Below are 17,810 nucleotides of genomic sequence, written 5' to 3' on the forward strand. Positions count from 1 at the left end.
CCTTCACCAAGGAAAAAATAATTAATTCAGTTTATCAAGTAAGATTAAAATGGACGATAATTCAACACCCTCCGGAGATAGGAAACTCTCGTGTTCTGATGTCAGTAAATGTTTCCAGTTACTGGAGAGCATTTTAGACGGGGAGAACATGCCCAATTCAAAGGAAATGCTCAATGAAAAATTGGCCAAATGTGAACCGTGTTTCAAGCATTTTCACCTCGAACAGGCAATCCGTGATGTACTCAAGACAAAATGTACCAAGCAGGCCGTCCCGAGTGAACTTGAGGCAAGTATCAGAGAGATCATTCAGGATAAAAAATAACCCGCCATGTCCTCAGGAAAAGCCATCATTTTTTCAGCCCCATCCGGATCGGGCAAAACCACCATCGTCAGACATCTTTTAAGTAAATTTCCCAATTTGGGCTTTTCCATATCCGCCTCGACGCGCGACAAAAGAGGCAGAACAGAAGAAAACGGAAAAGATTATTACTTTTTGACACCCGAAGATTTCAAAAACAAAATTGACAACAATGAATTTATCGAGTGGGAAGAGGTCTATGAAGGCAATTTCTACGGTACTCTAAAAGAAGAAATCCAAAGACTTTGGGATGAAGGCAAGCATGTCATCTTTGATGTGGATGTCAAAGGAGGAATCAACCTCAAAAAGTATTTTGGGGACAAAGCGTTGGCTGTTTTTGTCAAGGTACCATCATTGGAAGTACTACACGAAAGGCTGAAAGACCGCGGTACAGAATCAGAAGAAAGCCTTTCACGAAGGCTGTACAAAGCAAAATTTGAAAGTACCTTTCAGGATAAATTTGATGTCATCATATTGAATGACGAAAAGGAAAAATCCTTTGCTGAGGCAGAGAGGCTTGTAGGAGATTTTCTAGCCAAATAATTATACCGTAATTTTGAAAATAGGATTGTTTTTTGGATCTTTTAATCCTGTTCACATCGGCCACTTGATCATCGCCAATGTGATGCAGGACAGGACTGATCTAGACGAAATCTGGTTTATCGTCAGTCCACAGAATCCTTTCAAGAAGCAAAAGTCACTGTTACATGAATTTGATCGGCTTAAGATGGTAGAGCTCGCCATTGCCGATCATTTTTATTTTAGGGCCTCCGATGTGGAGTTTCACATGCCAAGGCCAAGCTATACCATCGATACACTTACTTACCTTTCCGAGAAGCATCCCAATCATCAATTTAGACTTATAGTGGGAGGGGACAACCTGACACACTTTCACAAATGGAAAAATTTTGAAGTTATCTTGGAGCAGTACGGGCTCTACGTCTATCCCCGTCCGGGAGAGCAACAGGTTTTGACACATCCCAACATCAGGTTTGTAGAGGCGCCGCTGATGGATATTTCTGCGACTTTTATCCGGGACGCAATCAAAAACGGGAACTCGGTAAGGTATCTTATTCCCCAATCTGTAGAGGATTATATCAGGGATAAGAAGTTGTTTTTATAAAAGATTGTGTCTGGCAATCAACTTTGAGTTTTTGAAGAGCTTGAAAAGCTTTACGCTGAATTAAAATTCCAAATTATTGATTTTTTCTAAAATTTATGATCTGTTATTTTTTATAAGTTACTGATAATAAGTAGTTTTATATAAAAGTTTAAGCTATGAGACAGGTTTGTTTGATTTTTATTTTGGGATTTTTGATAGGCTGCAACGAAGATTTTGACAAGCAAAAGACCATCGGCTTTGTTAATGATGAGGTGGCATTTTTGGATATGGAACGGATCAATGCGGATAGCCTTGGTTTTATTTTTGAATTACAATCGCCAAGCGACTTTCGTTTTCTTTCAGTAATTGAATCCGATCTTATCTGTGGTTCAATGGATGTCGGGGATTGCCATGGTTGGCATAGTGCTTACCCAAGAAGACAAGGGATGAAGTTATGGTACAGAATTTCCGGGGAGGTTCTGTCGCCTGACCCCAAAGAAATTAGAGAAGGAAACCCCTTTGTTTTGACTAAAGCCGAAAGAATTTTGAGTTGTGCTGTTGATTATCAAATAGTTCCGGGAGAAATTGCTATAAATGAAAAAGTTTGGAAAATGATAGGGTTTGTAGATAACGATGACCAGATTTATTCTCATCCTGCATGTGAATCAAATAATATGTGGATACGATTTTCGGATGTTTTATTGGATGATTATCCATTTAACTTGCCTGGCGGAAAAAGAGTGGATATAACAACCGGTGATTATTTGTTTTCCCTCTCAGGAAGAGCAATAAGCTATTCTGTCAATCAAAACAGCAACAAGATCATTTTAAAATATTTGTCCTCGCCCTACTTTATTCCAGGATTTAGAAATTACGTAATGCATGATGGTCCCAGGACGCTGCAAACCAAACAAAAATCAGACAGTCTTCTACGTTTACTTTCTACTGATACATTAGATTATATTTTGGAAAATAATATTCTAAAACTCAGGAATCCCAAGTCTAAGGTGAATGCGATGTTTGTGGCGGATTAAAAACAGGTAAGATTTCTAAATATGATCCTCTTTTCCCGAGGCAATTTCATATAATAACTCTCTTGACCGGTGAAGTTGGGCCTTCACAGTTCCAAGAGGTTTGTCTAATTCCTGCGCAATTTCTTCGTAAGACAGTTCATCAAAGTAGCGTAACTCTACCAATTTCCGGTATTTGGCGGGAAGCTTGTCCACAAAAATCCTCACCATCTCGATGCGTTGGGATCTGATAAATTCATCCTGTGGATTGTTGTCATCGTCCTCCACATCAATGGTGACCGAATTGCCCCCATCATCTGTCATAGAGGTATTGAGACTCATGGTTTTGAGTTTCTTTTTCCTAATAAAATCAATGGCATTGTTGGTAGCTATTCGGAATAGCCAAGTACTGAAAGTATAGTCTTTTTTGAATTTATGGAGGTTTTTGAAAGCTTTGGCAAAAGCTTCCATGGTCAGGTCTTCAGCATCATCCGTGTCCCTGATCATTTTGAGAATCATGAAATAAACAGCCTTTTTGTACCGCTTCATCAGCATGGCATAGGCCTGTTGGTCCAACCCGATAACAGCTTTGTCTATGAGTTCGAAGTCCTCTAAGGCCTTGCTTGAAAATCCTCTTTCGTTTATTTCCATTTAACTTTTTTTGACAGGTACCCCATTGAACCCAGAATCCAAAAATACCCCATGTACATGACATCGAAAATCAGCGACCAAAAAACCTGGATATTCCCTTCGAGTTTTTTTCTGGCCGAGCGAAATACAGAGGTGATTATTATAGACCGGACTACCATAATACCCATAATTACCAAAATTTGTTCCCATTTTTGATCAATTACAGAAAATATAAGTAATACCATCCCTGACACCCAAAACAGAAAATGGGAAAAGGCATACCATCCCACTTTTTGTTTGTTTCCTGTCGAGTAGTATTTGCCGGCGTGAAAGTGTCTTTTCTTTTGGGTGAAATATTCCTCCCAGGTATTTTTTGGTATAGAATAAGTAATGCTGTTCGGGTCAACTACCACAGCCACATTGTTGCTGTTTGCGTGGAGGTTTACAAACAGGTCATCGTCCCCGCATTCTATGTCCCAAAGCCCCTTAAATGCTTTTTTGGCCATAAAGAAACTCCTTCTGTAGCAGAGATTTCGCCCAACTCCCATAAAGGGTGATTTCCACAAAGCAAAAGAAACATATTGGATGGCAGTCCAGATGGTTTCGAGTTGGATCCAATTGTTAAGAAATCCAGTTTGTGATTCATATTGGGAAAATCCCAAGGCAAAATCTTTTCCGTCGAGCCTTACAGGTGCTGTCATCAATTCAATCCATTTGTCAGTTTTGGGAGTGCAGTCTGCATCCGTCAAAAGCAGGACGTCGTTTTTGGCAACTTTGATACCGAGTGTGAGTGCATATTTTTTTGGAGTCACATGCCCGGGGGTATAATTGACAGTGACAGTTCTTAATTTTGGATAAATGGCCATCAATTGTTCAAGGACTTTTTTGGTGCCATCAAAGGACCTGTCATTGATGACCATCACGTCAAAATTGGGATAATCTTGTTGGAAAAGCAGCGGGATGATTTTTTTAAGGTTTGTCCGCTCATTATGGGCGGCGATAACCACGGTCACCGGTTCTTTTTCAGAGGAAGGTGTTTCGGTTTTCTTTTTATAAAAAAATGCGAATCGACCGAATAGTATCAGCAGGTAAAATAATTGTATGGCAAGGCTGACAAAAAAAACGATCCACAAAATTTGTATAAACATCCGCTTGTTATTGTGGGGCAAATATAAAATCAAATTGAGCATTCATTTAAGAATAAGCTTATATTTTTGTGATTCAAAAAATGAAGAGGCAGCTCCGGTACAGGTTTGAAGCCGGAGGTGAATTCACAAAGAATGAAGTTTAAGTTAGAAGCTACCGACTCTGAAAGCAAAGCGAGGGCGGGATTACTCAAAACAGACCATGGGGATATCGAAACCCCGATTTTTATGCCTGTCGGTACGGCGGGTTCGGTCAAGGCTGTGCATCAGCGGGAACTCACGTACGATATCAAGGCACAGATAATCCTTGGGAACACCTACCACCTGTACCTGAGACCGGGATTGGATATTCTCAAAAAAGCCGGTGGCCTTCATAAATTCAACGGATGGAGCAAACCGATCCTGACGGATTCCGGCGGATATCAGGTTTTTTCTTTGGCAGCCAATAGAAAGCTGACCGAAGAAGGAGCCATCTTCAAGTCACATATTGACGGTTCCAAACATACCTTTACACCCGAAGGAGTGATGGATATCCAGCGGATCATCGGGGCGGATATCATCATGGCTTTTGACGAATGCCCTCCCTATCCATGTGATTACACTTATGCGCGCAAGTCCATGGACCTGACACATCGGTGGCTCAAAAGATGCATCGAGCGATTTGACAGTACAGAGGGGATTTATGGGTATAGTCAGACACTTTTCCCGATTATTCAGGGCAGTGTTTTCAAAGATCTGAGAAAACAATCAGCGGAATTTGTCGCTTCCTGCGAAATGGAAGGCAATGCCATTGGGGGACTTTCGGTAGGAGAACCGGTGGAAATGATGTACGAAATGACAGACATGGTCACGGATATTCTCCCAAAAGACAAACCGAGATACCTGATGGGAGTAGGTACACCTGCCAATATTCTTGAAGGAATTGCCTTGGGCATCGACATGTTTGACTGTGTGATGCCGACTCGCAATGCAAGAAACGGCATGCTCTTTACTTCTGAAGGAATCATCAATATCAAAAATGAAAGGTGGAAAGACGATTTCAGTCCTATCGATCCAAATATCAATTCTTACGTAAGTACATTCTATTCCAAAGCCTACCTGAGACACCTTGTGATCGGCAAGGAAATACTTGCGGCGCAGATTGCGAGCATCCATAATCTGGCTTTTTACCTTTGGCTTGTCGGACAGGCAAGGGAAAAAATCAAGTCAGGTGGATTTTTGGCTTGGAAAAATGAGATGGTAGAAAAAGTAAGCAGAAGGTTATAAACATGAAAATTCTCGACAAGCTCATCATCAAAGATTTTCTCAAAACCTACTTCTTCGTGGTTTTGATGCTGATCATGATTGTATTGGTGTTGGACTTCACCGAGAAAAACGATGCATTTATCCGTAATAAAGTCCCTGCCAAAGACATTCTGAGGTACCTAGGCAACTATGGGCTTTACCTTAACAACCTCCTTACTCCGATCACTGTCTTTATTTCTGTCATTTTCATCACTTCCAAAATGGCCGGACGAACAGAGATCATTGCCATTTTGAGCAGCGGGACGAGTTTCGTCAGGATGCTTTTCCCTTTTCTGTTTTCAGCTTCCATGATCGGGATTGTGAGTTTCCTCATGAATGGATGGATCCTTCCCGGAGCTACTGCAGGGGTGACAGAATTCAAATCAAGGTGGCTAGAGGACGATAAGTTTTTTACCCAACAAAATATCCATATCAAGGTAGCGCCCGATGTCTACGCTTATATTTCCCGATACTATACTTCAGGCAACACCGGATATAATTTTACTCTGGAAGAAATCCGGGAGGGGAAATTGATCGCCAAGCTATCCGCAGACCGGATTGTGTGGGATACCGCTTTGAATACCTGGTCAGCCAAAAACTGGAGGATGAGGGTTCTCCATGAAGAAGGAGAGCATTATACCGTAGGGGAGTCTTTGGATACCCTGCTTTCAATCACGCCAAATGACTTTGACCTACCGATAAACCACCACGAGACGCTGAAACTTCCCGCCCTCAGCAGGCAGATCAAGGTACTCGAAGAAAGGGGAGCTGACAATGTCAATTTTTATAAAATAGAAAAATACGTCCGCTTTATGTCACCTTTTGCGGCGGTAATCCTGACTTTTATCGGGGTGATAGTTTCCTCCAAAAAGACCCGTGGAGGATCGGGTTTTCAGATAGCATTGGGATTCATGTTGGCCTTTGTGTACATCATTCTCTTTTTGCTTTCAAGGACTTTCGCCGAGGCAGGGACAACTTATCCGATTCTAGCAGTATGGATCCCAAATATCGTTTTTGCGGCAACAGGATTGGTTTTGTATAAAACTGTACCAAGGTAATATGTCAGAAAATGCCTCTGTGAAGGATTACCTCATGCTCCATTTTATCGTGGCAATCTGGAGCATTACTGCCATTCTCGGGATATTGATCAGTATCGCTTCCATTGAATTGGTGTTTTACAGGACGCTGATTGCTTCAGCCATGTTGGGACTTATTTTCCTTTGGAAAAAAACTTCCATTAGGGTCTCCAAATCCGAGCTGATCAAAATCATCGGCACAGGCTTCCTCATTTCTATCCATTGGATTCTGTTTTTCTGGGCGGCAAGGGTTTCTACGGCATCAGTTTGCTTGGCAGGGATGGCGACGACTTCCCTTTGGACGGCATTTCTCGAGCCTATTATCAACAAGAAAAAGATCAAAGGATTTGAAGTTTTTTTGGGACTGTTGGTGATATCTGGGATCTATGTGATTTTCAGATTTGAGTGGGGATATTGGTTGGGATTGTCGATGGCGATCGGTGCTGCGCTGATGGGGGCATTGTTTTCGGTTATCAACGGAAGGCTTACAAAAAGACACAGTCCTTATGTCCTGACATTCTATGAGATGTTTGGCGCCTGTGTTTTTGCATTCATGATGCTTCCGGTATATGCTTTTTTCTTTGCCGAAAATGGGCTTCAGCTCATCCCTGCACCGATGGATTGGTTGTGGTTGTTGATTTTGAGTGGAATCTGTACGGTTTATGCCTTTTCTGTTTCGGTAGAACTGATGCGGAGGATTACAGCCTTTGCAGTCAACCTGACTGTCAACCTTGAACCTGTCTATGGGATAATGCTGGCGGTATTGATTTTGGGAGAAAGGGAAAAAATGACCGGAGGGTTTTATTTGGGGACTTTGATTATTCTGATTTCGGTGCTGATCTATCCGATATATAATTACATTCTAAAAAGGAGAATGGCCAAGAGAATGTTGGGATCTTAGCTCAAAACGGGGAGATTTTCCCAAGGTCGTCTTGCTTTTTAAGTACAAATTCCTGACTTTACGGGAATGTAATCCTTTAAAGTTATAACTTTACGGGAATGTAATCCTTTAAAGTTATATATTTGTAATAAGATAATTTCAAACCCAATGAAATTTAACCGAATCATCAAAGCCTCTATTGAAGAAAAATTCTTTTCAGGGAAAGCAATTTTATTGCTTGGTCCAAGACAGGTTGGTAAGACAACTTTGCTCAGAGCAATATTGGAAAACAGAAAGGAAAAGCATTTATATCTTGACGGAGATGATCCTACGGTCGTAGAGATTTTGGAAAATGCCAATACTGAGACTTTAAGGAGTCTGATTGCAGACAATCAGATTGTATATATTGATGAGGCGCAACGAATCAATAAAATTGGTATAAAAGCAAAAATAATAGTAGATCAATTTAAAGAAGTACAGCTTTTGATCAGCGGTTCCTCTTCCTTTGAACTTAACCAACAGATCCAAGAACCCCTTACCGGAAGGAAATGGACCTTTAATTTATGGCCCATTTCTTGGGCTGAGTATGAAAAGGAAGTAGGATTTTTGAAGTCCGAGCAAAGCTTGGAAAACAGGTTGATTTATGGGTTTTACCCTGATGTCATCAACCAAACAAGCCAAGAAGAGAAGGTGTTAATTGAATTGGCGGAGAGTTACCTATACAAAGATGTGATGATGTATGGGAATTTGAAAAAGCCCAAGTTGATTCAGGATATTTTAAAAGCTTTGGCTTATCAAGTTGGCCATGAGGTGAAATTCAAAGAGGTGGCTGAAACTGTTGGAGCCGATCCTAAAACAGTGGCTTCCTATATTGAAGTACTTGAAAAAGCCTTTGTGGTATTTAGCCTTTCTTCTTACAGCAAAAATCTGAGGACAGAAATTAAGACGGCGAGAAAAATTTATTTTTACGACAATGGTATTCGAAATGCAATAATAAGAGACTTCACACCATTGGCTTTAAGGCAAGATGTGGGTGGTCTTTGGGAAAATTTTTTGGTCAGTGAACGCGTGAAGCGAAATTCCTACTACCAGAGTTTGGCACGAAGCTATTTTTGGCGAACCAAGCAACAACAAGAAATCGATTATGTGGAAGAATTGGCAGGTAAATTAACAGCCTATGAATTCAAATGGAATCCCAAGAGAAATGTAACTTTCCCCAAAACCTTTACAGAAGAATATAACAGCAATAACCTTTTGGTAAACAGAGGGAATTTCAGAGAGTTTGTGGGGAATTGAAATGCCCTAAAGTCAGTGGCATTTTTGGGGCTATTCAATTTAGCAATTAAGTCAAGCCAAGGGCAAAAGAATTTTCAAATGAGTAGTGAGAATAGAGCTCAAAAAGTGGTAATCTCTTTCAAAGTAGTCAATGCCAATTTCAATTCTTCGTCTGTGATATTTCCGATTTTTTGAATCAGTCTTTGTTTTGAAATTGATCGGATGTGGAAAACCAACATTTCAGAAACATCCTTCAGCCCGTTTTCAGGATTTGGAGAAATAATGGGGTTGCCGGTATAGTTTTTGATTTTCGTTGTAAGTGGTACAGCGATTACTATTTGCAGGTGTTTGTTCAGCAAATTGCCACTGATAATCACCACCGGGCGATAGCCGGCTTGTTCGCTTCCCTGCACAGGGTCAAGACTTGCATACCAAATCTCACCTTGCTTCATCAGGCAGTTGTTTAAGGTAATCAGCCATTCCTTCTTCAGCAAGGCTGATCATTTCTTCATCTTCCGATGAAGTCCTATAGGATTTGACATATTCTGCCCTTCGGAGATGTTCAAGATAAATCCTGAGTGCATTTTCGATCAGCTTGTTTTTGGGCAAGGAGAGTTTTTTTGCTTGGTCAGAAAGCATTTCAAGCAAGTCGTCAGGCAGTGAACTTGTAAATGTTGACATGATTTTTTGAATTGATATTCAAAAATAATATTTATAAAATATAAATACGAATCCTATTTAAAATTAACCTTCAAACAAAATTCTGTATCCCATTGTTTGTTATTAATTCTATATGTGTATCCACTTTCTTTCACGTAGCCAAACAAAAATTGGTTATAGGATCGATTATAGGCTCAGTGGACTGTGGTCTGTCGTCCGTGGACGAGTATCCGCATTCGAGATAGTCTCTTATAGCCCAACGTGCAACATTGCGGATACTCATATAATTCTATGTCACAAATTATTCCTTTTCCATTTGAGGGAAATTTTTATTTTGAATTTGAAATATCATCTATTTTCATGTTGGAGGTGAATACACTGCAATGGGCGGTATCCTTGAGACTTCATTATTGTTTTCCACTTTGTTTGAGAAACATTTCGTTTATTCGGTTTTTTTTTTTTTAGTTTCAACAAATTATTGTTCTACATAAATTCCAAAAATTATGAAAAAACTAGTGTTTTCAATTTTCTTAAACATCTTTATGATGTTACCTTTTCTTTCTTTTACTGACGCAAAGGCACAAAGGCTTTTGATTTTAGATAGGCAAGAGATAGTATGGCAGCCTAATGGAAGCTATTTGGTATACGATGTTTGTTATTATGGGCCGGGCTTTTGTGGGGATGGTGGTCCTCAAAATTGATTTAGGACCTTATTTTTAAATCTAAATATGAGTCTGATAATTCAAAATCTCCAAAATCTTTTGCGTTTTTCTATTTCCGGAATTTGCTTATTAACATGTGTTTTTTTCTTTTCGTGTCAATCAAATACTAATTCTGTAAATGATTTAAAGAATGAAAAAGATTTGGAGGTTTTTTTGCTTAAGGTGGAAAATGAGTTTGGTTTTAATTTTCCAAATTCGTTGCAATTGGAGTTTGTAACACCTCTTGAGACTACAGCGGCTTCTATTATAGGCACATTTCAAAAGCTAGTTGTTTCTCCCGACAAAGAAGAATACTTTATCTGGGATAGTAAGCAATCAAGAATTTTGGTTTTCGACCGAAAGGGTAATTTGAATAGAGTCCTAGATAAAAAAGGTCCTGGACCGGATGAATATTTGGACATCAGTGATTTTCAGGTCAATTTCGTAGAAGGTGTTTTAGAATTGATTGATTACAGAAGAATTGTAAAATACGACCTGAATACTTTTGAATACATAGGAGAGGTATCATTGAGGGAAGTCAAAGGAGATGTCAATTTTAGGTATTTTGTCAATATAGATGGAGTTTATTATCTCTGGACCAATATTCCTCAAAATCAAAGGAATATTCAAAATGATCTTGGAAGGTTAGCTAATTTCCATCTTGTCAGGAAGGATGGGGATTCCACTTCATATTTTGTTCAAAAAGAGTTTGGGATATTGGGCGATCAGAGATTCTATTCTGCTGACGAGCCGGGCGAATATAATATCTCACCGGTTTTGGGAAATAACAACATTCTTAGAGTTAAAAAAGACAGTGTTTTTATAAGTTTTAAATTTAAGTTTGAAGATCATAAATCCATGCCTTTGTCGGAATTTGAAAATTGGCAAGGAAGCGCTATACAGATGTTAGAGAATGATTATTTTAAGTTTTTGACAAATATCAGAGAAACAAAACAACACATATTTTTTCAGTTTGCAGGAAAAGGAACTGCTTATTATGTACTGATGGATAAAACCAGGAATGAGATAATATCTATAGGAAGGTCAAAAAGCCTACTTCCAAATATCATTCTTTCTGATAGAGATAACTTTTACTGTTTCATTTATCCTGAATTTTTGAAGGAGTATTACAAAAATGGAGAGGATTTTAGTAACCATCCAATCTTGAAGTCAATTGATATTGATGCTTTAGGAAAAGATGACAATCCAATCCTAATTAAATTCAAGCTCTAACAAAGACAAGCCAAATTCATAAAAAAATCCTATTTCCAATCTACATCACCCCTTCAAAAACGAAATATTCCTTGTCCCATTCTTTTGCCTCAGGCTTATGGTCAAATAAGCCAAACACCGTAGAACCCGAACCGGACATCGCGGCGTAGTAGGCCCCCATGTTGTACAAGGATTTTTTGATGGCTGCCAATTCAGGATATTGAGGAAAAATACTTTTCTCAAAATCATTTTGCAGTTCGGTTTTCCAAAGAGTTTTGTCCTTCAGGATTTGGGCAAGGTCTTTCCCAGGTTTTTTGGGACTTACCCCTGCATAAGCTTCCTTGGTGCCGATATGGACGGGAGGCTTGACGAGCAATAGGTGGTTTCCTTTGAGGTCCACTTCGACAGGTTCCATGATTTCGCCTCGGCCTGTTGCGATTTTTGGGGTATTGTCGATAAAAAAAGCGCAGTCACTTCCAAGTTGAGCCGCATAGTCCTCCAAAAACCAGTTTTCCAGATGCAGGTCAAAGAGGTTGTTCATCAGCGTCAGAGCAAAAGCAGCATCAGCAGAACCTCCCCCCAAACCCGCACCCATGGGGATGTTTTTGTGTAAATGAATATGGACATTGGGCAGGTCATTGAAATCTTTCCTTAACAATTTCAAGGCTTTTAAAATCAGGTTGTCTTTCTCCTCTCCAGGAATGGAAAGTCCGGAAGTATCAAACACCGTTTTATTTGACAGGATCATTTCCAAGGCATCATACAGCGGGATGGGGACCATGCAGGTTTCGATGTCATGATAACCGTCTTTCCTCTTGGCGGTGATGTGAAGTCCTAGGTTGATCTTTGCATTTGGAAATGAAATCATGAGAGAAAACAGGTTTTGTTGGTTTTTGAATCGGATTTTTCAGCTTTGAAATTAGAATTTAAAATTGGATTTGCTGATTCTTTCTCCGCTTAGGGTAATGAAATTTTTGATATTCTGACAATTTGTGAAAATGAGATTCCCGATTCGGTTATGTCGTTTTTTTGCTTGTTTGGGGGTTGAATAGTAATTATCCATATCCATTGTTGAATTTGATACCCGATTATTTTTCTTTTGAAAAAAATTCAAAAAAATTAACTTTTGGTTAGTGATATGTGAAATCAATACATTCTTTTGATTTGTGAATAAATATGAGTCTAGGATAGGTAAAAGTTTTACATATGTCCATTTTGCCAAATAAAATACTATACATAAAACTTTTTCATTCATTATAAATATATGTTTGGCATAAAAAATGAAATTAAATATTGTATCTCTGGAAATAGAGGTTTAATATTGTAGCACGTTAGCCAAACAAAAAAGAACCACACCACATGTTTCAAATAGTCACTCCTCTAAGCTTTATTATTCTCATTTGTAATAAACACTGAGGCACCTGACATATTTGACCTACAACCATACAATGTTAAGTGCCTCAGATGATGGGGCACTTTTTTTATAAACCTATTAAACCAACCTGAAGTAACCATGAGTTTGAAAAAACACAGTTGGGAAATCAGTCAGAATGAAGAACATCCCGCAGGCAAAGCCATGCTATATGCCACGGGAATGTCTGATAAACAGATGAACCAGCCCTTTGTAGGGATAGCGAGTTGCGGCTATGAAAGTAACCCCTGCAATATGCACCTCAATGACTTTGCCGGTCTGATCAAGGAAGCTACAAGAGCTCATGGTCTGACCGGTTTGGTTTTTAATACCATCGGGATTTCTGATGGAATTTCTATGGGAACCTCCGGGATGCGGTATTCATTGGTGTCGAGAGAGATCATTGCCGATTCCATCGAGTCTTTTATCCTTGGTCATTCATTTGATGCCTGTGTCGCAGTGGCCGGCTGTGATAAAAACATGCCGGGAGCCATCATGGGGATGTTAAGGATCAACAGGCCATCGATCATGGTATATGGTGGCACTATCCGTTCCGGAAATTACAAAGGGGAAAAGCTGAACATCGTATCTGCTTTTGAAGCCTATGGCAAAAGGGTAAAGGGTGAACTCAGCGATCAGGATTATCAGGGAGTGATTGAGAATGCCTGTCCCGGTGCAGGTGCCTGTGGCGGGATGTACACTGCCAATACCATGTCCTCAGCCATTGAAGCCATGGGCATGTCATTGCCTTACAGCTCCTCGACTCCAGCCACAGCAGATGAAAAAATGGCTGAGTGCAGAGATATCTCCAAATACCTGACCATTCTTTTGGAAAAAGATATCAAGCCAAAGGATATCGTCACCAAGAAAAGCTTAGAAAATGCAGTCCGTGTAGCCGTTGCGCTTGGAGGAAGTACCAATGCTGTATTACATATTTTAGCCATTGCCAAAACAGCAGGAGTGGATTTTACACTTGCGGACTTCGAAAGAGTAAACCATGCGACCCCATTGTTGGGTGATTTCAAGCCTTCCGGCAAATTCCTCATGGAAGATCTTTTTGAGCAGGGTGGACTTCCTGCTTTTATGAAATATTTATTGAATAATGGCATGCTTCATGGCGATTGTATGACAGTTACCGGAAAAACCATCGCAGAGAATCTTGCGGATATTGATCCGGTGGTCCCATCGATGGTCAATGTAATCCATCCTTTGGAAACGCCACTGAAAGAAACGGGACACCTCTGCATCCTCAAAGGGAATCTTGCCCCTGAAGGTTCGGTGGCCAAAATCACAGGTAAAGAAGGCAAATCCTTTACCGGTCCTGCGAATGTTTTTGATTCTGAATTGGAAGCCAATGAGGGGATCAAAAATAAATTAGTCAATAAAGGAGAAGTGATCGTCATCCGCTACATCGGACCAAAAGGCGGTCCTGGGATGCCTGAGATGCTAAAGCCTACCTCCATGATTATCGGTGCAGGTTTGGGCTCGGATGTTGCTTTGATTACTGATGGAAGGTTTTCAGGTGGAACGCATGGATTTGTTGTTGGACACGTGACTCCCGAGGCATATTCCGGAGGACCTATTGGTCTTCTTCAAAACGGGGATATCATTACCATTGATGCAGATTCCCTGACTTTGAGCTGTGCGGTCAGTGATGCCGAAATGGCTGAAAGGAAGAAGCATTGGAAAAATAAGGATTTGAGTGATCTCCAGGGAACACTCAAGAAATACAACAAACTCGTGTCCTCCGCTTCGGAAGGATGTGTGACAGATAAGTAAATTAAATCATCCAATTCTATGGTTAGAGGAGCAGACATCGTAGTGAGATCCTTGATCGCCGAAAATGCAGAATTCATTTTCGGTTATCCCGGTGGAGCAATCATGCCGGTTTATGATGCTTTGTATGATTATAGCGATCAGATCAAGCATGTGCTGACGCGTCACGAGCAGGGAGCAATCCATGCTGCGCAGGGTTATGCACGGGTTTCCGGCAAAGTAGGAGTCGTGCTTGCGACTTCAGGTCCCGGCGCCACCAACCTGATCACGGGTCTGGCTGATGCTCAGATCGATAGCACTCCTCTAGTCTGCATTACTGGACAGGTAGCTGCCCATCTTTTGGGTTCAGATGCTTTTCAGGAGACTGATGTGATCGGGCTATCTATGCCCGGTACCAAATGGAATATTCAGGTTAGAAGGGTTGAGGACATAGCTCCTGCTATTGCCAAGGCTTTTTATATCGCAAAAACCGGAAGACCTGGTCCCGTTTTGGTAGACATTACCAAAAACGCACAGGTAGAGTTCGGTGAATTCAATTATGAACCTTGTTTCGGGATAAGGTCCTTCAGGCCATATGTCACCATCAATCCAACAGCCATCGCTGCAGCCGCCCAATTGATCAATGATGCAAAAAGACCTTATGTGCTTTACGGCCAAGGTGTGATACTTGCCAATGCAGAAGAGGAATTGAAAAGATTTTTGGATAAATCAGGGATACCTGCCGCTTCCACACTTTTGGGTTCAGGTGCCCTTTCCCAGGATCACCCCTCGTATGTAGGCAAACTTGGGATGCATGGCAACTACGCACCAAATCTTCTGACCAACCAATGTGATGTGCTGATTGCCATCGGGATGAGGTTTGATGACAGGGTTACCGGTGACTTGAAGCGGTATGCAAAGCAAGCCCAAGTTGTCCATCTGGAATTGGATCCATCGGAGATTGATAAAAATGTAAAATGCGCAGTTCCTGTTTTGGGGGATTGCAAGCAAAGCTTACCACTGTTGACCGATGCTGTCAACTCCAATACCCACCATGAATGGTTTCAAAAATTCAGGGAATTGGACAAAGAGGAAAAAGCAGCCGTCATGTCCTACGACCTGGAATCTACCCATGGAGGCTTGCATATGGGTGAAGTCATCCAATTGATCAATCAGTTCAAGGATGAAAACGCCATTCTCGTGACGGACGTAGGTCAGCATCAAATGATCTCCTGGAGGTATTTTCATTACAAAGAATCAAGAACTCAAGTCACTTCAGGTGGTCTGGGTACAATGGGTTTTGCCCTTCCTGCGGCTTTGGGAGCGCAGTTACATGATTTCAAAAGACAGGTAATCTGTGTGGTTGGGGACGGAGGGATTCAGATGACCATCCAGGAATTTGGAACCATTATGCAGACTAAAGCCCCTGTCAAAGTAGTCCTTCTTAACAACAATTACCTGGGAATGGTAAGGCAGTGGCAGCAGCTTTTCTTTGATAAAAGGTATTCTTTTACAGAACTTGAAAATCCTGATTTTATCAAAATAGCTGAAGCTTACAAACTCAGAGCGGTGAAGGTAACCGAGAGGCACGAATTGAAGGAGGCAGTCGCCCAAATGATTTTGCATGAAGGGCCGTTTTTCCTTGAAGTTGTCGTGGAGAAAGAAGACAACGTGTTTCCGATGATTGCGACCGGCTGCTCGGTTGAAGAGGTAAGGTTAAGCTAGGAATGAAACTGAATTTATGAACCGATATACCATATTAGTATATACCGAAAATTTTATAGGGATACTTAACCGTATCACTATCATTTTCACCAGGAGAGGAATAAATATTGATGCGTTGACAGCATCGGAAAGCCGCTTGGATGGGATCCATAAAATAACCATTGAGGTTACGGTTACCGATGAGCAGATTATTCAGCTTTCAAAGCAGATTGAAAAGGTCGTGGATGTGATCAAGGTGTACTATTTCATGGATGATGAAGTAGTCTATCAAGAAATCGCACTTTATAAAATTCCGATTGAAAGTTTGGATCCCGGCTTGGAGAAAGTCATCAGGCAATTCAACGCCCATATCATTGCTGCCGAAAAGGAATTTGTGGTACTGGAGTTTACCGGTCACAAAGAAGACACGCAGGCCCTACTAGAAATTTTGAAACCATTTAACCTGTTGGAATTTTCCCGTTCGGGAAGGGTGGCGATCGCCAAACCCAAATTTTCCATCACAGAATATTTAAATAATCAAACCTAATTTATCACACTATGAAACTGAAATTCGGATCAGTAGAAGAAAACGTAGTCACCAGAGAGGAATTTCCTTTGGAGAAAGCAAGAGAAGTATTGAAGAATGAAACCATCGCAGTATTGGGATATGGTGTGCAGGGCCCAGGTCAGGCACTTAACCTAAGGGACAACGGTTTCAACGTCATTGTCGGACAAAGGAAAAATTCCAAAACCTGGGATAAAGCTGTTGCTGATGGCTGGGTTCCCGGTGAAACTTTATTTGAATTGGAAGAAGCCTGTGAAAAAGGCACTATCATCCAATTCCTTCTTTCTGATGCGGGTCAGATTGCCCTTTGGCCAACCGTTAAAAAATTCCTTACTCCTGGAAAAGCCTTGTATTTTTCCCATGGATTTGGAATCACTTATAAAGAAAAAACCGGCATTATTCCCCCTGCAGATGTGGATGTAATCTTGGTTGCACCAAAAGGTTCAGGTACCTCCTTGAGAAGAATGTTTGTTGAAGGTAGAGGGTTGAATTCCTCCTATGCCATCTTCCAAGACGGAACAGGCAAAGCCAAAGACAGGGTAGTAGCCTTGGGAATAGGTGTGGGATCAGGATACTTGTTCGAGACAGATTTCTACAGAGAAGTGACTTCCGATCTTACCGGAGAAAGAGGTACTTTGATGGGAGCGATCCAAGGAATTTTTGCAGCACAATACGAAGTATTGAGAGCAAATGGACATACGCCATCTGAAGCATTCAACGAAACAGTGGAAGAATTGACTCAAAGCTTGATGCCATTGGTAGCCGAAAACGGCATGGATTGGATGTATGCCAATTGCTCCACAACTGCCCAAAGAGGTGCTTTGGACTGGTGGAAACCTTTCAGAGATGCCACCAAGCCTGTTTTTGAGGAATTGTATAACAGTGTAAAATCCGGAAAAGAAGCCCAAAAATCAATTGACTCTAACAGCAAGCCTGATTACAGAGAAAAATTGGAAGTTGAATTGAAAGAATTGAGAGATTCTGAAATGTGGCAAGCAGGCGCTACTGTCAGAAAATTGAGACCAGAAAATAACTGAGATAA

The 17,810-nt window shown here is 40.8% G+C and carries 19 protein-coding genes; 14 read left to right on the forward strand and 5 right to left on the reverse strand.

Features of this window, described 5'->3' with window-relative positions:
• Positions 1 to 49 precede the first annotated feature (49 nt).
• The 4 genes from MMU05_RS11175 to MMU05_RS11190 all read left to right on the forward strand — a co-directional run bounded on the left by MMU05_RS11175 (position 50) and on the right by MMU05_RS11190 (position 2,494).
• Positions 50 to 322 (forward strand): anti-sigma factor, encoded by a 273-nt coding sequence (locus MMU05_RS11175; RefSeq protein ID WP_241141769.1) that lies wholly within the window; start codon positions 50 to 52, stop codon positions 320 to 322.
• A 6-nt stretch (positions 323 to 328) separates the two neighbouring features.
• Positions 329 to 901, forward strand: a complete 573-nt coding sequence (gene gmk, locus MMU05_RS11180) for a guanylate kinase (protein ID WP_241141770.1) — start codon at positions 329 to 331, stop codon at positions 899 to 901.
• A gap of 13 nt (positions 902 to 914) precedes the next feature.
• Positions 915 to 1,481 (forward strand): nicotinate (nicotinamide) nucleotide adenylyltransferase, encoded by a 567-nt coding sequence (gene nadD / locus MMU05_RS11185; RefSeq protein WP_241141771.1) that lies wholly within the window; start codon positions 915 to 917, stop codon positions 1,479 to 1,481.
• A 170-nt stretch (positions 1,482 to 1,651) separates the two neighbouring features.
• Positions 1,652 to 2,494, forward strand: a complete 843-nt coding sequence (locus MMU05_RS11190; protein ID WP_241141772.1) for a hypothetical protein — start codon at positions 1,652 to 1,654, stop codon at positions 2,492 to 2,494.
• Positions 2,495 to 2,509: 15 nt separating this feature from the next.
• Here MMU05_RS11190 and MMU05_RS11195 read toward each other — a convergent pair whose 3' ends face one another.
• Together MMU05_RS11195 and MMU05_RS11200 are read right to left on the reverse strand one after the other, a co-directional pair.
• The gene (locus tag MMU05_RS11195; protein WP_241141773.1) at positions 2,510 to 3,121 is read right to left on the reverse strand and encodes an RNA polymerase sigma factor; all 612 of its coding nucleotides are present in this window, start codon (positions 3,119 to 3,121) and stop codon (positions 2,510 to 2,512) included.
• Positions 3,112 to 4,248 carry a glycosyltransferase gene (locus tag MMU05_RS11200; RefSeq protein WP_241141774.1) on the reverse strand — a complete coding sequence of 379 codons (1,137 nt, stop codon included), beginning with the start codon at positions 4,246 to 4,248 and terminating at the stop codon, positions 3,112 to 3,114. Before MMU05_RS11200 ends, MMU05_RS11195 begins: the two co-directional genes overlap by 10 nt.
• Before the next feature lie 132 nt (positions 4,249 to 4,380).
• Between MMU05_RS11200 and tgt the strand changes: the two genes are divergently transcribed.
• The 4 genes from tgt (at position 4,381) to MMU05_RS11220 (ending at position 8,781) form a co-directional block, all read left to right on the forward strand.
• Complete coding sequence (gene tgt / locus MMU05_RS11205) at positions 4,381 to 5,511, forward strand: tRNA guanosine(34) transglycosylase Tgt (RefSeq protein ID WP_241141775.1); 1,131 nt, start codon at positions 4,381 to 4,383, stop codon at positions 5,509 to 5,511.
• A gap of 2 nt (positions 5,512 to 5,513) precedes the next feature.
• Positions 5,514 to 6,587 carry an LptF/LptG family permease gene (locus tag MMU05_RS11210; RefSeq protein ID WP_241141776.1) on the forward strand — a complete coding sequence of 358 codons (1,074 nt, stop codon included), beginning with the start codon at positions 5,514 to 5,516 and terminating at the stop codon, positions 6,585 to 6,587.
• A gap of 1 nt (position 6,588) precedes the next feature.
• A complete protein-coding gene (locus MMU05_RS11215; protein WP_241141777.1) occupies positions 6,589 to 7,506 on the forward strand; it encodes a DMT family transporter in 918 nt (305 codons plus the stop codon).
• Between the two features lie 147 nt (positions 7,507 to 7,653).
• A complete protein-coding gene (locus MMU05_RS11220) occupies positions 7,654 to 8,781 on the forward strand; it encodes an ATP-binding protein (RefSeq protein ID WP_241141778.1) in 1,128 nt (375 codons plus the stop codon).
• Between the two features lie 98 nt (positions 8,782 to 8,879).
• Here MMU05_RS11220 and MMU05_RS11225 read toward each other — a convergent pair whose 3' ends face one another.
• Complete coding sequence (locus tag MMU05_RS11225; protein WP_241141779.1) at positions 8,880 to 9,212, reverse strand: type II toxin-antitoxin system PemK/MazF family toxin; 333 nt, start codon at positions 9,210 to 9,212, stop codon at positions 8,880 to 8,882.
• Entirely contained in the window at positions 9,199 to 9,441 is a 243-nt protein-coding gene (locus MMU05_RS11230) for a ribbon-helix-helix domain-containing protein (protein WP_241141780.1), read from the reverse strand. The genes MMU05_RS11225 and MMU05_RS11230 overlap by 14 nt, the downstream gene beginning before the upstream one ends.
• Positions 9,442 to 9,923: 482 nt before the next feature.
• On the opposite strand from MMU05_RS11230, the gene MMU05_RS11235 reads away from it, so the two are divergent.
• Both MMU05_RS11235 and MMU05_RS11240 read left to right on the forward strand, forming a co-directional pair.
• Positions 9,924 to 10,121 carry a hypothetical protein gene (locus MMU05_RS11235; protein ID WP_241123831.1) on the forward strand — a complete coding sequence of 66 codons (198 nt, stop codon included), beginning with the start codon at positions 9,924 to 9,926 and terminating at the stop codon, positions 10,119 to 10,121.
• A 27-nt stretch (positions 10,122 to 10,148) separates the two neighbouring features.
• Positions 10,149 to 11,354, forward strand: a complete 1,206-nt coding sequence (locus MMU05_RS11240) for a 6-bladed beta-propeller (protein ID WP_262917663.1) — start codon at positions 10,149 to 10,151, stop codon at positions 11,352 to 11,354.
• A gap of 40 nt (positions 11,355 to 11,394) precedes the next feature.
• Here the strand turns inward: MMU05_RS11240 and ispE are convergent, their stop codons facing one another.
• Positions 11,395 to 12,201 (reverse strand): 4-(cytidine 5'-diphospho)-2-C-methyl-D-erythritol kinase, encoded by an 807-nt coding sequence (gene ispE, locus MMU05_RS11245; protein WP_241141782.1) that lies wholly within the window; start codon positions 12,199 to 12,201, stop codon positions 11,395 to 11,397.
• 645 nt (positions 12,202 to 12,846) lie between these two features.
• Between ispE and ilvD the strand changes: the two genes are divergently transcribed.
• Genes ilvD through ilvC form a run of 4 tightly spaced genes read left to right on the forward strand, consistent with a single transcriptional unit; the run spans position 12,847 to position 17,805 of the window.
• Positions 12,847 to 14,523 carry a dihydroxy-acid dehydratase gene (ilvD, locus tag MMU05_RS11250; RefSeq protein WP_241141783.1) on the forward strand — a complete coding sequence of 559 codons (1,677 nt, stop codon included), beginning with the start codon at positions 12,847 to 12,849 and terminating at the stop codon, positions 14,521 to 14,523.
• Between the two features lie 18 nt (positions 14,524 to 14,541).
• The gene (gene ilvB / locus MMU05_RS11255; RefSeq protein WP_241141784.1) at positions 14,542 to 16,224 is read left to right on the forward strand and encodes a biosynthetic-type acetolactate synthase large subunit; all 1,683 of its coding nucleotides are present in this window, start codon (positions 14,542 to 14,544) and stop codon (positions 16,222 to 16,224) included.
• Between the two features lie 16 nt (positions 16,225 to 16,240).
• Positions 16,241 to 16,750, forward strand: a complete 510-nt coding sequence (gene ilvN / locus MMU05_RS11260) for an acetolactate synthase small subunit (protein ID WP_241141785.1) — start codon at positions 16,241 to 16,243, stop codon at positions 16,748 to 16,750.
• Between the two features lie 11 nt (positions 16,751 to 16,761).
• Complete coding sequence (gene ilvC, locus MMU05_RS11265) at positions 16,762 to 17,805, forward strand: ketol-acid reductoisomerase (RefSeq protein ID WP_241141786.1); 1,044 nt, start codon at positions 16,762 to 16,764, stop codon at positions 17,803 to 17,805.
• Positions 17,806 to 17,810: the final 5 nt, after the last annotated feature.

This window comes from Cognataquiflexum rubidum, assembly GCF_022538115.1.
GTDB lineage: Bacteria > Bacteroidota > Bacteroidia > Cytophagales > Cyclobacteriaceae > Cognataquiflexum > Cognataquiflexum rubidum.

What these genes read in the sequence shown, in the direction of transcription:
- gmk (WP_241141770.1), top strand. Translation starts at nt 329, where the DNA reads ATGTCCTCAGGAAAAGCCATCATTTTTTCAGCCCCATCCGGATCGGGC.
- ilvB (WP_241141784.1), top strand. Translation starts at nt 14,542, where the DNA reads ATGGTTAGAGGAGCAGACATCGTAGTGAGATCCTTGATCGCCGAAAAT.
- ispE (WP_241141782.1), bottom strand. Translation starts at nt 12,201, where the DNA reads ATGATTTCATTTCCAAATGCAAAGATCAACCTAGGACTTCACATCACC.
- ilvN (WP_241141785.1), top strand. Translation starts at nt 16,241, where the DNA reads ATGAACCGATATACCATATTAGTATATACCGAAAATTTTATAGGGATA.
- tgt (WP_241141775.1), top strand. Translation starts at nt 4,381, where the DNA reads ATGAAGTTTAAGTTAGAAGCTACCGACTCTGAAAGCAAAGCGAGGGCG.
- MMU05_RS11230 (WP_241141780.1), bottom strand. Translation starts at nt 9,441, where the DNA reads ATGTCAACATTTACAAGTTCACTGCCTGACGACTTGCTTGAAATGCTT.
- ilvC (WP_241141786.1), top strand. Translation starts at nt 16,762, where the DNA reads ATGAAACTGAAATTCGGATCAGTAGAAGAAAACGTAGTCACCAGAGAG.
- MMU05_RS11200 (WP_241141774.1), bottom strand. Translation starts at nt 4,248, where the DNA reads ATGTTTATACAAATTTTGTGGATCGTTTTTTTTGTCAGCCTTGCCATA.
- MMU05_RS11210 (WP_241141776.1), top strand. Translation starts at nt 5,514, where the DNA reads ATGAAAATTCTCGACAAGCTCATCATCAAAGATTTTCTCAAAACCTAC.
- MMU05_RS11240 (WP_262917663.1), top strand. Translation starts at nt 10,149, where the DNA reads ATGAGTCTGATAATTCAAAATCTCCAAAATCTTTTGCGTTTTTCTATT.
- MMU05_RS11235 (WP_241123831.1), top strand. Translation starts at nt 9,924, where the DNA reads ATGAAAAAACTAGTGTTTTCAATTTTCTTAAACATCTTTATGATGTTA.
- MMU05_RS11225 (WP_241141779.1), bottom strand. Translation starts at nt 9,212, where the DNA reads ATGAAGCAAGGTGAGATTTGGTATGCAAGTCTTGACCCTGTGCAGGGA.
- ilvD (WP_241141783.1), top strand. Translation starts at nt 12,847, where the DNA reads ATGAGTTTGAAAAAACACAGTTGGGAAATCAGTCAGAATGAAGAACAT.
- MMU05_RS11215 (WP_241141777.1), top strand. Translation starts at nt 6,589, where the DNA reads ATGTCAGAAAATGCCTCTGTGAAGGATTACCTCATGCTCCATTTTATC.
- MMU05_RS11220 (WP_241141778.1), top strand. Translation starts at nt 7,654, where the DNA reads ATGAAATTTAACCGAATCATCAAAGCCTCTATTGAAGAAAAATTCTTT.
- MMU05_RS11195 (WP_241141773.1), bottom strand. Translation starts at nt 3,121, where the DNA reads ATGGAAATAAACGAAAGAGGATTTTCAAGCAAGGCCTTAGAGGACTTC.
- MMU05_RS11175 (WP_241141769.1), top strand. Translation starts at nt 50, where the DNA reads ATGGACGATAATTCAACACCCTCCGGAGATAGGAAACTCTCGTGTTCT.